Below are 13,760 nucleotides of genomic sequence, written 5' to 3'. Positions count from 1 at the left end.
CCGCTCCCACAGAGGTTACCGATCTCATTCCTGTCTTCTCGCCGCCAGTGAGAGGGCAGGGCGTGCCCGACCAATAACAACAATAAAGGTTGAACTGCATGACTCGCACAACAACAAAACTGATCGTGACCGCTGCACTGGCCGCATTGCCTCTTGCTACCCACGCCACTGAAGGTGGCGGCACTTCCTACCCGTTGGGTGCGGAAAACTACCTGTCCGGGGCGATGCCGCCACCGGGTTTCTACGGGCAATTGTTCGTCACCCACTATGAGGCCGACAACCTGCGGGGCAACGACGGCCGCAAACTGCCGGTGGATTTTCGCGTACGCGCCAACGCCATCACCCCGCGGCTGATCTGGGTCAGCGACTACACCTTGTTCGGTGCCAGCGTGGCGCTTCACGCGATCGTGCCGCTGGTGGATCTCAAGGTTGAACTCAACGGCCATTCGCAAAGCAAGCAAGGCTTGGGCGATGTGATCTTCGGCCCGGCGCTGGGTTTTCACCACAGCGAAAAATTCCACAGCATCCTCGCTCTGGACATGATCGCCCCGACCGGTCGCTACGACCGTGGCGACCTGGCCAACACCGGGCGCAATTACTGGGTCATCGAACCGGTCTACGCCATGTCGTACATCGACCCGAACGGGCTCAACCTCGATGCCAAGATCATGTATGACTTCAACCGCGAAAACCCGGCGACCGACTACCGCTCGGGGCAGGAATTTCATGTCGACTATGCCGTTGGCTGGGGGCTGGGCAATGGTTGGGTACTGGGCGTCGGCGGCTACTACTATCGACAGGTCACCGACGACCGCCAGAACGGCGAGACGATTGACAATAACAAGGGGCGCTCGCTGGCCATCGGGCCGTCGATCAAATACACCAGCAAGGCGGGGTGGATTGTCACGGGGAAATGGGAGCAGGAAACCGGCGTGCGTAACCGGGCGCAGGGCAATGCGTACTGGATGAAGCTGACCGTACCGTTTTGAGAATGCAGTCCACGACTGTGTGATCACTGCAGAACCCTGTGGGAGCGAGCAGATTCGCTCCCACATGTTATTTATTTGCCGGCAGACAGCGGCGGAGTGCGCGGCGGAATCTGGCGTTTGCTGCCGGTCGATTCGAATGCCGCCGCAAAGCGCAGCAGTGCCGAGTCGTCATAGGCCCGGCCGGCAAAGGTCAGCCCCACCGGCATGCCGATATCCGGCATGACGCCCATGGGCACGGTCACCGTGGGCACACCCAGGTGGCGGATCGCGAGGTTGCCGTTGGCCACCCAGATACCGTTGCTCCAGGCGATATCCGCGGACGCCGGATTGACATCGGCATCCGCCGGGCCGACGTCGGCCACCGTCGGGAACAGCACCGCATCCAGGCCCAGGCGATCCATCCATTCCTCGAGATCGATCTTGCGGGTCTTTTCAAGCCCGCGCAGTCCGTCAGGCACTGTGCTGATCCGGTCCCACGGGGTAATACCGCGTTCGGCCATCTTCACGTACTCGTCCATACCGGCCGCCAGGTCGCCCTCGCGGTTGGGTAGGGTTCCCGGGTCGTGGGGGAAAATCAGCGGGCCGTCGACGTTTACCAGGCGATTCAACTTCGGATCGCCGTTGGCTTGCAGGAAATCATCGAAGGCCCATGCCGTCAGGTCCCACAATTCATGGTGCAGGAACTCCTTGGACACGATCCCGCGGTTGAACACGGTCGGCGCGCCAGGACGATCGCCCTCGCAGTTGGATACCAGCGGGAAATCCACTTCGAGCACTTCGGCACCGGCGGCTTCCAGGGCCTGGCGTGCGGCTTGCCAAAGGCCGATCACCGAATCACGGGTGTTGATGCGCTGACCGGTCGGGCCACCGATACCCGGTGCTTCGCTGGTGCCCGCTTCAGGGTCGGCGTTGATGTACATCTTTGGCACACCGAAGCGCTTGCCAGCGAGGGAATCGGACTTCACGGCCAGTTCCTGATAGGAGGCGGGGCGCACCGAAGTAACGCTCGGAATCGGCACCCAGGGTTGCAGGCGCCACAGGTCGCCACGGGTATCCGGGTCCTCGGCCACCACCACGTCGAGGATTTCGAGCAGGTCGGCCATGGTCCTGGCGAACGGCACGACCACGTCCATGGTCGGCGTCAGCGGCCAGTTGCCACGCACCGAAATCACCCCGCGCGAAGGCGTGTAGGCGCACAAACCGTTGTTCGACGCCGGGCCGCGTCCGCTCGACCAGGTTTCTTCGGCCAGGCCGAAGGCAGCGAAACTGGCGGCGGTGGCAGTGCCGGCTCCGTTCGACGAACCTGAAGCGAACGGGGCGGTGAGGTAGGCAGCGTTGTACGGGCTTTCGGCACGACCGTAGACCCCACGCTGCATACCGCCATTGGCCATCGGTGGCATGTTGGTCTTGCCCAGGCAGATCGCCCCGGCGCCGCGCAGCCGTTCGATGGTGAATGCATCGCGGTAGGCAATCAGGTCCTTGAAGGCGGGGCTGCCTGAAGCGGCGGTCAAGCCTTTGACCAGGTAACTGTCCTTGGCCGTGTAAGGAATGCCGTCGAGCGGACCCAGCGTCTGGCCCTTGGCCCGACGGGCATCGGACGCCTGCGCTTCCTGGAGTGCATCCGGGTTGCGGACTACCACTGCATTGAGCGCGATCGGGGTGTCGGGGCCGTCATAGGCGTCGATGCGGGCGAGGTAAGCCTCAACCAGTTCAACCGCCGTGGTCTGGCCGGATTCGAGCGCAGCGCGCAATTGGGCAATGGAAACTTCGGTGACTTCGATCATGCGGTTACCACCGGCTGCTGATGTGGAATGCGGTGAGTGTTTGCCTCACGGGGAAACTTGAGCACAGGGACATCACTTCTCTAAAAGGGTTTTCAAGTCGGTACTGGTTGCACAGCCTTACGCGGCGGCATCGGGATTTCAACCCTTGGCGTTCTATTTTGCACCAAGCCGTGGCGGACTCGATTAACAAGTAGCTGTTTTAAAAGAAAAATTGTGAACGATGGGGCTTCCCAGTTGAAGTAAAAGTTGGTAAATTTCCGCGCATTCCAGCACAGCCCGTTAAACAGGCGGTGAATCAGGAATCGAGTGCCAGGCACTCATCGCAGTATCTGCAGGGGCGTCGCCAAGCGGTAAGGCAGCAGGTTTTGATCCTGCCATGCGTTGGTTCGAATCCAGCCGCCCCTGCCATCTTCAAGAAACGCCAGTTCCGATAGGGACTGGCGTTTTTTTATGCCCGCAGATTATCCCCCAGGTGCGGACCTGATCCATCCGGACACGGATATTGGCCATTTCGATCTCCTTTTGGCCTGCCTCACGCTGTGAACCGTCCAGGCTGTCAGCAAGAATCGAAACGGGCCGCTGACTCAGCAGCACCACCTGAATCCACAACCAGAGTCTTGATCATCTTTGCCCTTGGCTATTCTTTAGGCCGCTGCCGTTTACGAAAAACAAAAACCAACGAGCTGACATTGGGGAACTGATCCATGGAAACCATGAAACGCATCCTGAGCGCCACGGTTTGTGGGCTGACGCTGCTGGCCAGCGCGGTGCACGCCGAACAGCGCGAGTTGAGGGTTTATAACTGGGCAGATTACATCCTGCCGTCCGTACCCAAGGATTTCGCCGAGAAGACCGGCATCAAAGTGACCTGGGACACTTTCGACACCAACGAGTCACTGGAAGCCAAGCTGCTGACCGGCAACTCCGGATACGACCTGGTGGTGCCATCGAACCAGTTCATCGAAACCCAGATCAAGGCCGGCGTGTTCCAGAAACTCGACAAGTCGAAGCTGCCCAACTGGCAGCATCAGGACCCGGCACTGCTCAAGCTGCTCGACGCCAACGACCCCGGCAACCAGTACGGCGTGCCTTACATGTACGGCACCGTGCTGATTGGCTTCAACCCGGCCAAGGTCAAGGCGGCGCTGGGCGAGAATGCGCCGGTGGATAGCTGGGATCTGGTGTTCAAGCCGGAAAACATGCAGAAGCTCAAGGCCTGTGGCGTGGCGATGCTCGACTCGCCTTCGGAAATCCTGCCGTTGGCCCTGCATTACCTGGGACTGGACCCGAACAGCCAGAAACCGGACGACTACGAAAAAGCCAAGGCGCTGATGCTGAAGGTTCGCCCCTACGTCACCTACTTCAACTCCGCCAAGTACATGACCGACATCGCCAACGGCGATATTTGCGTGGCCATCGGTTACTCCGGCAGCTTCTACCAGTTCGGCAACCGCGCCAAAGAAGCGGGCAACGGCGTGGTGGTCGACTGGCGCTTGCCGAAGGAGGGCGCACCGATCTGGTTTGACACCTTCGCCATTCCCAAAAGCGCGAAAAACGTTGAAGAAGCCCACGAGTTTCTCAACACTTTGCTCGACCCCAAAGTCATTGCCCCAATCAGCGACTTCCTCGGTTACCCGAATGCCAACAAGGATTCGCTGGCGCTGATCAACAAGGAGATCACCGGCAATCCGAACCTGACGCCGACCCCCGAGGCGCTGAAAACCCTGTATGTCGTGCAGCCGTTGCCGCAGAAGCTGGAGCGGGTGCGTACGCGGGTCTGGACGGCGATCAAGTCAGACAAATAGTTTTTGAGCCAAAAAGCCTGTGGGAGCCTGCTCGCGAAGACGGCGGCACATTCAACGTTGATGTCGTCTGGCACATCGCTTCGCGAGCAGGCTCGCTCCACAGGTGCGGTGTTAAACCGTCACATTCATTTATCCGAGTGGGTGGTGCGGATCAGGTTATTGCGCAACGCCACCACCGCTTTTTGCATGTTCACGAAATCATCGGGATCAAGGCCAGTCTGCGGGAAGCCATCTTCGGTCAGGCCTTCGCGTAGTTTTCGGCCTTCTTTGGTCAGGCTGATGCGCACCTGACGTTCATCTTCCGGGTCGCGCTGGCGTAGCAGATACCCCATTGCCTCAAGCTTTTTCAGGATCGGCGTCAGGGTGTTGGATTCGAGAAACAGCTTTTCACCGAGGCTGCCAACGGTCTGGTTGTCTTCCTCCCACAGCGCAACCAGGGTGATGTATTGCGTGTAGGTCAGACCGAGCCGTTCGAGCATCGGCTTGTAGGCCTTGCCGAAGGCGAGGTTGGTGGAATAGACCGCAAAACACAGGAAGTCGGAGAGCTTGAGATCCAGGGCGGATGGCTTGTCGGTGGTTTTCATGGGTGATCTCTTTGGCCGATCTTGACAGGCTGAAACTATACGTCGGATGCGATGGTGTCGGAAGTGCTCGAACCCGTCGGTCGCCTCAAGCCGTGTAAAGGCCGACGGCCGGTTCACCAGGGAAATGCCTGGCAAACCGACCGCAGGGTGCGTTACGCGGTGACGACATTCAGGGTGACGTCGATGTTGCCGCGGGTTGCCTTGGAGTACGGGCAGATGGTGTCCGCCTTATGCGCCAGTTCGGTGGCGACGCCATGGTCAAGGCCAGGTGCACGTAAGGTCAGGCGAGCCTGGAGGAAGTATTCCGCACCGGTCTGGCCCAGATCGACTTCGATATCGACCGCCAGATCCGCCGGCAGTGTCACCTTCGCTTGCTGGGCGGCCAGACCCACGGCGGCGATGTAGCAGGCCGACCATGCGCCGGCGAACAGTTGCTCGGCTTTCGGGTGCGGCTGGACGCCGTTGAACACGTGTGCCGGAGTGGTCCTGCCGGGCGACGAAAGTTCGATGTCGAGACTGCCGTTATGGCCGCGCGAGGTGGTACCGGCGCTGCTGTGGGTGGTGTGGGTTTTGCCGCTGGCCAGTACTTTTTCGATCTTGCTCATGATGATTCCCTCGGGTTAACAGCCTTAATAATTCGTGTGCGCTTGCATCGTGTGCGATATTAATATCGCAACAAAACATTTACGCCGTGATTACGTTCAGGGCAACGTCGATATTGCCGCGTGTTGCTTTGGAGTAAGGGCAGATGGAATCGGCGATGTGCGCCAACTCGGTCGCGACATCCTGTGCCAGCCCCGGCACACGCAGGGTCAGTCGGGCCTGAAGGAAGTAGGCCGGACCAGTCTGGCCCAGGTCGACTTCGATGTCGACGGCCAGATCAGCTGGCAAGACGATGTTGCGTTCCTGGGCCACCAGACCGACCGCGGCGGTATAGCAGGCCGACCAGGCGCCGGCGAACAGTTGCTCGGCTTTCGGGTGTGGCTGGGTGGCGGCGAACACGTGATCCGGCTTGGCGGAACCGGGCGACGACAGCTCGATGTCGAGGTTGCCGTTATGGCCACGCAAGGTGTTGTCAGCGCTGCTGAGTGTGGTGTGGGTCTTGCCGGTGGCCAGGACTTTTTCGATCTTGCTCATGGTTGAATCCTCGTTGCTGCAATCAGGTTTGATTTAGTGTCGTGTGCGTTAAAATCGCATCCGATTGAAGTGATAATCCCGCAGAACCCAATTGACGTCAAGGGGTATTTTTGTACCTGGGCGACGAATGGTTGCATGGCTCGTCCAGAGGCATTCGCGCCTCTTGTAGGAGCGAGCTTGCTCGCGATAAACCGGAGAGCACCACGGGGTGTCAGGTTGGGCGCGTTATCGTTGACGACCATCGCGAGCAGAGCTCGCTCCTACAGGCTGCGTGTAATTTTGAACGTCTTACGCAGAACCCAACCACTGCAACTCCCGCTGCACAAAATCCGCAAACAGCTTGATCCGGATCGGCGTCAGCGTGCCAAAGGCGTGCAGCGAATGAATCGCCCGGGTTGGCAGCGGGTGATCGGCCAGTACCTGTATCAAGGCACCTGAATCCAGGTCTTGCTGCACCGTGCATTTCATCAGGTAGGCCACCCCCATGCCGCCGAGTACGGCGGCGCGCAGGCCGAACCCCGAGTCCAGGCCAATGCGGCCACGCGGGACCAGGGTTTCACCGTTGGCAAAAACGATGGGCAGGGTCTGACCGTTCAACTGATAGCGCACGAAGGGCAGGGCACGCAGTGTTTCGATAGAGGTCGGGTTACCCCATTCATCAAGGAACGCCGGGGATGCCACCAACGCCATATCAAGTTGGGCGAGGGTGCGGCTTTTCAAGTCGCTGTCGGCGAGGGTGCCGACGCGGAAAATCACGTCGTAACCTTCGCGAATCAGCTCTACACGGTGATCGAGCAAGGTCAGGTCCAGCTCCAGGTCGGGGTGATCGGCGAGGAACACCGAGCTGATCCGCGGCATCAGCAATCGCCCGAGTTCGCTGGGCATGCTGACCCGCAGGTGACCGCGCGCATCGCCGCTGTCCCGCAGGGCGTCGGCGGAGTCATCGATGGCTTGCAGCAGCGGTGCGACGCGCTCGAAAAAGGCCTTGCCCTCGGGCGTCAGGCTGAGCATTCGCGTGGAGCGGCGGAACAGCTTGGCATTGAGCTCCGTCTCCAGCCGGGCAATGCTTTTGGAGATGGCCGAAGGTGTGGTCCCGGCGTTGCGCGCGGCGGCGCTGAACGAGCCGGCTTCGACGGCGCGGACGAAGGCTATCAGGCTGGCGGATTGATTCAACAGACTCGACATCTTGTGACTCCGCAGCACAACAGATGTGCCTTTTGCTGGACTGGTTGGCTGGATGCGCGCGCCATGATACTGCGCTTCTTCAACAAGCGGAGTCAGCAGATGCAACGTCTTCAAGGTAAGGTCGCGGTGATCACCGGCGGCAACAGCGGTATTGGTTTGGCCTCGGCGTGCCTGTTTGCCAAAGAGGGCGCGCAAGTGATTGTCACGGCCCGTCGGCAAGCGGTACTGGACGACGCCGTTCGCCAGATCGGTCATGGCGCCATCGGCATTAAGGGCGATGTCGCCAGTCTTGAGCATCATGCCGAGGTGGCCGCGCAAGTACACGAGCGATTCGGTGCGCTGGATATCTACATGGCCAACGCCGGGGTCGTCACCTCGACGCCTTCGCAGCAGGTCACGCCAGAACAGTTCGACGCGCAATTCAACATCAATACCCGTGGTGTGTTTTTTGGTGTGCAGTCGATCGTGCCGTTGTTGCGTGACGGTGGCAGTATCATTTTGACCAGCTCCCTGGCCGCAACAAAAGTGTTCGAGGGGCATGCTGTGTATGCGGGGTCCAAAGCGGCCATCGCGGCGTTTGCACGCAATTGGGCGCTGGAGCTGCGAGCGCGGCGGATACGCGTCAATGTGCTGAGCCCGGGCCCGGTCGACACGGCGATCATCGGCAAACTGGGGGTTTCAGAAGAACAGCGTCCAGGCTTCATGCAGATGCTGGCGGACATGATTCCCGCCGGTCGCGTGGGTGAGGCCAATGAGTTGGCGCAAGCGGCGCTCTACTTGGCGTCCAGCGACAGCTCATACGTCAACGGCATCGAGTTGCACGTGGACGGTGGCATGTCGCTGGTCTGAGATCGTAGCTAGAAGGTGCAGACAGCATCCGAAAAAACCACCCGCCCGAACTGCGCATTGGCGTCCAGCGGTGTGATGGCCAACAGTTGGTCCAGGCGGACCTCCTGCTGGCCGTCAGCCGTTTCCAGGCAGAGAAATTCTTCCTTGCTGCTGGCGGTTCGGGTGGTCAGCGCCTTGGCTTGCAAGCGCGCGCCGTCCTTCAGTTCCACATCCAGTCGGTAACCGCGCAGACAGGCGATTTCCAGATAGTCATGCAGGTCGCAGTTCAAGGGCTGATAGGTGTTCATGGCTTTACTCCCGGCAACCTTGCAGTTTGAGAATGAAGTAACCCTGCTCGGCGATCGCCGCGGCCACTTCTGGATTGGACGGTTCGACGTGGCAGAACTGGCAGCGGTCCTGGGCAATATCCTGATCCTGAACGCCTTGTTCATCAAGGAAACGACGCGCATAGGTTTTCGCCAGTTCGGGATTGTTATCCTCGATCAACACATCGAAGTGCAGGTAGCGGCCGTCTTTGGTGCGTACGTGGGTATCGAAGACCTTGATGCTCATCATTTGCTCTCCTTCAGTTTCCAGGTGCCCGGCAGCGACAGATCGCCCGAGGCAATGTCATAGACGCTGCTGACGCACAGCAACGGGTTGTGCAGGTCGGCATTGACCTTTAGTGCAGCGGTGACGCCGTCGTAATTGAAGCTTTCCGGGAACCCGACCGCCGCCAGCGGCACCCGGATTTTCGCCGCGTTTTTCTCGATGCTCAGATCGTAGCCGGGGGAGTCGATGTAGATGGGCGCACCCGGCCAGGTCGCCGGCAATTTGGGCTTGGCATCCTTGGGAATATCGCGGACTTTCAAACCGCCAGGCCCGCAGCTTTCATCCTTGGTCAGCACCACCCAGTGGGCGTGCCAGAGACCGCCATCGTTGTCTTTCTTGCCGTCCTTGTTTTCATCCAGTTGCGGGGTGTCATCGAAGTCCGGGTGCGACGTCAGCGCCAGGGCGAGGATGCCGGACTTGGCTTCAAAGCCGACGGCAGAACTGTCGAGGCTGGTCGGCCAGACATAGCTGTACACCTCGGCGCCGGCGAACGAACCTTTGGCGGTCGGCACGCGACTGCCGGCCTTGCCGTCGACCAGTTGCTCGAACACCAGGTCGTTGCCTTCCTTGGAGACGCGGGTATTGACCAGGTCGAACGCTGCGTCGGCTTTGCCTTTGTCGCTTTGGATGCCTTGCGAGTCATGGGCCCAGGCTTGTGAAGCCAGCAGGGCGCCAAGGCTCAATGCCAGTGCGGTTTTCATGGGTGTCTCCCTTTCAAAATGGGTTGAATAACTGTTTCGAGTCGACACCACAAAGCCTACGGTAAGGCACGCTTTTGTCAATGTGGTTTTTATCCGATACTATCTATCAACATTTTTAATCAGGAATTGCCCCCGTGTTGTTTGATCTGCTGGAAAGGTTGTCGAGCCTGACGCGCGTCTGGTTTCGCGAGCACCCGCTACTGACGGACCTGCAGCCGATTCAGCTGAGTGCGTTGATGTACCTGGGCCGCTGCAATCGCTACTCCGATACGCCGTTGGCGGTGACCGAATATCTGGGGCTGACCAAAGGCACGGTGTCGCAATCGCTCAAGGCGCTGGAAAGCAAAGGCCTGCTGGTCAAGCGGCCGGATGCCCGGGACAAGCGCAGCGTGCACTTGGTGCTGACCGAACCCGCCCAGGCGCTGCTGGACGCCGTGACGCCACCGGATTTTCTGGTGGCCGCCGCCGGGCGCATGGGGGCTGATGCGGTGGTGCTGGAAGGGTTGTTGCTGGAGCTGCTCCGGAATATTCAACAAGGTGAAGACGTGCCGGGCTTCGGCTTATGCCGAACCTGCCGTTTCCATCAGACCGTGGCGGGCGGGGCGTTTTGTGGATTGACCCAGGAGCCGTTGGAGCCACGGGAAACCCGGTTGATTTGCCGGGAGCATCAGATTCCCGATCCCGCATAAGCAGGAAGGATTTCCGCTGTTTTCAATGGCCTCTTCGCGGGCAAGCACTGGCGCATAAAGTCTGAGATAGACTCACAACGACTATTCGACCCTGGAGCGTCGCCATGGCAAGCCTGCAATGGACTCGCTGATCACCGCAGCCGCCCAGGCGCTGGCCGCCGGTGATCCCCTCGGCGCGCTTGACCGCATTGCCTTGCGCGAAGACGCTCCCGCGCTGGCGCTGCGCGGGATCGCCATGGCGCAACTGGGGGATCTGGTGCGGGCCAAGGTGCTGGTGCGCCGGGCCGTGCGGGCGTTCGGGCCGAAAGAGGCGTTAGCTCAGGCGCGATGCGTTGTCGCCGAGGCTGAAATCGCATTGGCTTCCCGGGACCTTGGCTGGCCCGTGAAAGCACTCGATGTTGCACGACTCACGCTGGAGGCTCATGGCGATTGGGTCAACGCTGCCCATGCGCGTTATCTGGACATCCGCCGCCTGGTGCTCATCGGGCAGCTTGATGAGGCGCAGGAAAAACTCACCCGACTTGACCCCGCGACCCTGCCGCCACCCCTGCGAGCCACCCATGAACTGGTGACGGCGGGGATCGCCATGCGCCACCTGCACTCACACACGGCGCGTGCCGCCCTCGTCAGGGCTGAACTCGCCGCCCGGCAATCCGCCATCCCCGCGCTGGAGGCGGAAGTCGCCAGTGCCGTTCGACAGCTCGACAGCCCCGCCGCACGCTTGCTGGCCCAGGGTGAAGAACGGACGTTGTTGCTCGACGAAGTAGAAGCGCTTCTCGCCTCGACATCGCTGGTGGTGGACGCCTGTCGATACGTCGTGCGTGGCGCGGGCATGTCGGTGTCGTTATCGACGCGGCCGATCCTGTTCATCCTCGCGCGAACACTGGCCGAAGCCTGGCCGGGCGAAGTGCCGCGGGAAATCCTGATCACCCGGGCCTTTCACCTGAAGCTCAGCGATGAATCCCATCGCGCCCGGTTGCGGGTCGAAATCGGTCGACTGCGTGCAGCGCTCAAACCCCTGGCCGGTGTGATTGCCACCAAACGCGGCTTTGCACTGGTCCCACAGGTTTCAGCCGACGTTGTGCTGCTCACACCACCGGTTGAGGAAAAACATGCAGCGCTGTTCGCCTTGCTCAACGACGGTGAAGCATGGTCGAGCTCGGCGCTGTCGCTGGCGTTGGGTATCAGTCAGCGCACTGCGCAGCGCATGCTCGATACCTTGGCAGAGGCGGGTAAGGTGCAGTCGTTCGGGCAGGGACGGGCACGACGCTGGCTGACCCCGCCGATACCCGGTTTCGCGACGACCTTGTTACTCCCGGTTCCGCTGCCCGGTGGCTAGGATGAACGCCACCCACCCCTTTCGAGGAACCGTGAAATGAAACAGTCAGCAGCCGAAATTCTCCGCGAGTATGGCCCCTTTGAAGGCGTCGAAACCGTGCACGGCCTTACCTGGGACGGGCAACAGGTATGGTTCGCCGCCACCGACAAGCTCCAGGCCCTGGACCCCGACAGCGGCCGCACATTGCGCTCGATCGACGTCGCCGCCCACGCCGGCACCGCTTTCGATGGCAAGCATCTGTTCCAGATTGCCGAGGACCGCATCCAGAAAATCGACCCCCAGACCGGACACGTACTCTCCACCATTCCGGCTCCCGGTGGTGGCAACGATTCGGGCCTGACCTGGGCTGAAGGCTCGTTGTGGGTCGGGCAGTACCGCGAACGCAAAATCCACCAGATCGACCCCGAGAGTGGAGCGATCCTGCGCACCCTCGAATCCAACCGCTTTGTCACCGGCGTGACCTGGGTCGAGGGCGCGCTGTGGCATGGCACGTGGGAAGGGGATGAAAGCGAATTGCGCCGGATCGATTCGAACACCGGCGAGGTGCTGGAAAGCCTGAAGATGCCGGCCGGTATCGGTGTGTCGGGGCTTGAGTCCGACGGTGGCGAACGGTTTTTCTGTGGCGGTGGCAGCAGTGGGCGGGTGAGGGTGGTGCGTCGTCCGACATAATGCGCCGGCCTTGAACCCAAATGGAAAATGGTGCTCTGCGTGAAGGCGAGCACCATGGGTCGAAACAGTTTTTACCCGTACAGATTCAAGCGAAAGCCTTCAACAACACCGTCGCCAGAATCACCGTCGAAGCCCCACCAATCCGCGTTGATATCTGCGCAAACGGCATCAGCGACATCCGGTTTGAAGCCGACAGAATCGCCACATCCCCGGTCCCGCCCAGGCCACTGTGGCAGCAGGTCACAATGGCCGATTCGATCGAGTACATCTTCATCAGGTTGCCGATGAAGAAGCCCGCCACTGTCATCGACACCACCACCGACACGCAGACCAGCACATACCCCACCGAGAACACTTTCACCACGCTGTCCAGCGGCACGTAGAGCATGCCCAGGCCAATCATCACCGGCCAGATGAAGGCCGAGGACACCAGTTTGTAGAAGGTGTTGGCGCCTTTTTCGAGTTTTTCCGGCAGGACGCGAACGTACTTAAACAGCACGGCGGCGAGGATCATCATGACCGGGCCGGGGATGCCGACGACTTTTTCCAGCAAGCCGCCGAGGACGAAGAAGGCGCAGATGACCAGCACGCCGGCACCCATTACTCGGAAGTCGACCGGGGAGCCGGCGTCTTCCTTGACCTGAAATTTGTCGTTCTCGGCCTTGGCGCGAATCAGTGAGCCTTCGCCGTTGATGCCGGGGCGTTTCAACGCCAGGCGAGCCAGGTAGCCGGCGCAGATGATCGCGGCGATGTTACCGACCACGGCGGCGGGGGCCAGTTGGGCGACGTAGATGTCCGGTGTGCCGCCGAGGATCGCCGAGTAGGCCAACGACAACGGCAGGATCCCTTCGCCAATCCCGCCGCCAATGATCGGCACGATGATGAAGAAGAAGGTGTGGTGCAAGCTGTAGCCCACCAGTTTGCCGACAATCAGCCCGCTGGCAACAGCGGCGAGGGTGCCCACCAGCAGCGGGATGAACATGCGCAGCATGCCCTGGACCAGGATGAAGCGGCTCATGCCCAGAATGCTGCCGACCACCAGGCTGGCGATCACGAAGTACAGGAAGTTGGCTTCCTTCATCAGCATCTTGGTCGCGTCAATCGTCGCCGGCCCGAAGAAGCCATAGAACACCAGGATCGATGGCAGCATCAGGCACAGGATGGCACCACCGCCAATTTCCTTGAGGATCGGCAGACGCGAACCCAGTTGGCCGAAGAACACGCCCATGGTCATGATCACCGCGAGGCCGCCGATCATGTTCTTGGGCAGGTAACCCAGGTGGGCCGAGAGGTAAACGATCAGGGCGATGCCGAGAAACACCGGCAGCGGGATGACGCCTATTTCATAGGCGCACAGGTTGCGCAGGCGTTGTAGAAAACCGCCGGCGCGGACGTCTTCGATTTTCAGGGACTGCTCATAGGACTTGTTCATGTCGCT

The 13,760-nt window shown here is 60.6% G+C and carries 15 protein-coding genes and 1 tRNA gene; 7 read left to right on the top strand and 9 right to left on the bottom strand.

What is annotated here, in order from left to right; all coding sequences use genetic code 11:
• The first annotated feature begins 98 nt into the window (after positions 1–98).
• Positions 99–989 carry a transporter gene (locus tag FFS64_RS09720; RefSeq protein WP_137805189.1) on the top strand — a complete coding sequence of 297 codons (891 nt, stop codon included), beginning with the start codon at positions 99–101 and terminating at the stop codon, positions 987–989.
• A 71-nt stretch (positions 990–1,060) separates the two neighbouring features.
• On the opposite strand, the gene FFS64_RS09715 is transcribed toward FFS64_RS09720, so the two are convergent.
• Positions 1,061–2,773, bottom strand: coding sequence for an amidase (locus FFS64_RS09715; protein WP_137805188.1), 1,713 nt, complete (start codon positions 2,771–2,773; stop codon positions 1,061–1,063).
• Between the two features lie 333 nt (positions 2,774–3,106).
• Here FFS64_RS09715 and FFS64_RS09710 point away from each other — a divergent pair.
• Together FFS64_RS09710 and FFS64_RS09705 are read left to right on the top strand one after the other, a co-directional pair.
• A tRNA-Gln gene (locus tag FFS64_RS09710) sits at positions 3,107–3,181 on the top strand.
• Between the two features lie 296 nt (positions 3,182–3,477).
• Positions 3,478–4,578 (top strand): polyamine ABC transporter substrate-binding protein, encoded by a 1,101-nt coding sequence (locus tag FFS64_RS09705; RefSeq protein ID WP_137805187.1) that lies wholly within the window; start codon positions 3,478–3,480, stop codon positions 4,576–4,578.
• 125 nt (positions 4,579–4,703) lie between these two features.
• On the opposite strand, the gene FFS64_RS09700 is transcribed toward FFS64_RS09705, so the two are convergent.
• The 4 genes from FFS64_RS09700 to FFS64_RS09680 all read right to left on the bottom strand — a co-directional run bounded on the left by FFS64_RS09700 (position 4,704) and on the right by FFS64_RS09680 (position 7,484).
• On the bottom strand, positions 4,704–5,162 hold the full coding sequence (locus tag FFS64_RS09700) for a MarR family winged helix-turn-helix transcriptional regulator (RefSeq protein ID WP_137805186.1): 459 nt from the start codon (positions 5,160–5,162) through the stop codon (positions 4,704–4,706).
• A 152-nt stretch (positions 5,163–5,314) separates the two neighbouring features.
• The gene (locus tag FFS64_RS09695; protein WP_137805185.1) at positions 5,315–5,767 is read right to left on the bottom strand and encodes an Ohr family peroxiredoxin; all 453 of its coding nucleotides are present in this window, start codon (positions 5,765–5,767) and stop codon (positions 5,315–5,317) included.
• A 79-nt stretch (positions 5,768–5,846) separates the two neighbouring features.
• Entirely contained in the window at positions 5,847–6,299 is a 453-nt protein-coding gene (locus FFS64_RS09690) for an Ohr family peroxiredoxin (RefSeq protein WP_095195211.1), read from the bottom strand.
• 288 nt (positions 6,300–6,587) lie between these two features.
• On the bottom strand, positions 6,588–7,484 hold the full coding sequence (locus FFS64_RS09680; protein WP_137805183.1) for a LysR family transcriptional regulator: 897 nt from the start codon (positions 7,482–7,484) through the stop codon (positions 6,588–6,590).
• Between the two features lie 99 nt (positions 7,485–7,583).
• Here FFS64_RS09680 and FFS64_RS09675 point away from each other — a divergent pair, with 99 nt between their 5' ends.
• Positions 7,584–8,333 carry an SDR family oxidoreductase gene (locus FFS64_RS09675; protein WP_137805182.1) on the top strand — a complete coding sequence of 250 codons (750 nt, stop codon included), beginning with the start codon at positions 7,584–7,586 and terminating at the stop codon, positions 8,331–8,333.
• Between the two features lie 8 nt (positions 8,334–8,341).
• Here FFS64_RS09675 and FFS64_RS09670 read toward each other — a convergent pair whose 3' ends face one another.
• From FFS64_RS09670 to FFS64_RS09660, 3 genes are read right to left on the bottom strand one after another with little or no spacing between them, the layout of a single operon-like run.
• Positions 8,342–8,620, bottom strand: coding sequence for a Rho-binding antiterminator (locus tag FFS64_RS09670; RefSeq protein WP_137805181.1), 279 nt, complete (start codon positions 8,618–8,620; stop codon positions 8,342–8,344).
• 4 nt (positions 8,621–8,624) lie between these two features.
• Positions 8,625–8,885, bottom strand: coding sequence for a DUF2024 family protein (locus tag FFS64_RS09665; RefSeq protein WP_137805294.1), 261 nt, complete (start codon positions 8,883–8,885; stop codon positions 8,625–8,627).
• A complete protein-coding gene (locus FFS64_RS09660; RefSeq protein WP_137805180.1) occupies positions 8,885–9,625 on the bottom strand; it encodes a hypothetical protein in 741 nt (246 codons plus the stop codon). Before FFS64_RS09660 ends, FFS64_RS09665 begins: the two co-directional genes overlap by 1 nt.
• 134 nt (positions 9,626–9,759) lie before the next feature.
• On the opposite strand from FFS64_RS09660, the gene FFS64_RS09655 reads away from it, so the two are divergent.
• From FFS64_RS09655 to FFS64_RS09645, 3 genes are all read left to right on the top strand, one after another.
• Positions 9,760–10,314, top strand: a complete 555-nt coding sequence (locus FFS64_RS09655; protein ID WP_137805179.1) for a MarR family winged helix-turn-helix transcriptional regulator — start codon at positions 9,760–9,762, stop codon at positions 10,312–10,314.
• A 118-nt stretch (positions 10,315–10,432) separates the two neighbouring features.
• Complete coding sequence (locus tag FFS64_RS09650; protein WP_137805178.1) at positions 10,433–11,653, top strand: helix-turn-helix domain-containing protein; 1,221 nt, start codon at positions 10,433–10,435, stop codon at positions 11,651–11,653.
• Positions 11,654–11,689: 36 nt separating this feature from the next.
• Positions 11,690–12,322 carry a PQQ-binding-like beta-propeller repeat protein gene (locus FFS64_RS09645; RefSeq protein ID WP_137805177.1) on the top strand — a complete coding sequence of 211 codons (633 nt, stop codon included), beginning with the start codon at positions 11,690–11,692 and terminating at the stop codon, positions 12,320–12,322.
• 85 nt (positions 12,323–12,407) lie between these two features.
• Here FFS64_RS09645 and FFS64_RS09640 read toward each other — a convergent pair whose 3' ends face one another.
• A complete protein-coding gene (locus FFS64_RS09640) occupies positions 12,408–13,754 on the bottom strand; it encodes a 2-hydroxycarboxylate transporter family protein (protein ID WP_137805176.1) in 1,347 nt (448 codons plus the stop codon).
• Positions 13,755–13,760: the final 6 nt, after the last annotated feature.

It is taken from the genome of Pseudomonas sp. G(2018) (assembly GCF_005502415.1).
In the GTDB taxonomy this organism is placed as follows: Bacteria; Pseudomonadota; Gammaproteobacteria; order Pseudomonadales; family Pseudomonadaceae; genus Aquipseudomonas.
This window is presented reverse-complemented; position numbering and strand designations above follow the sequence as displayed.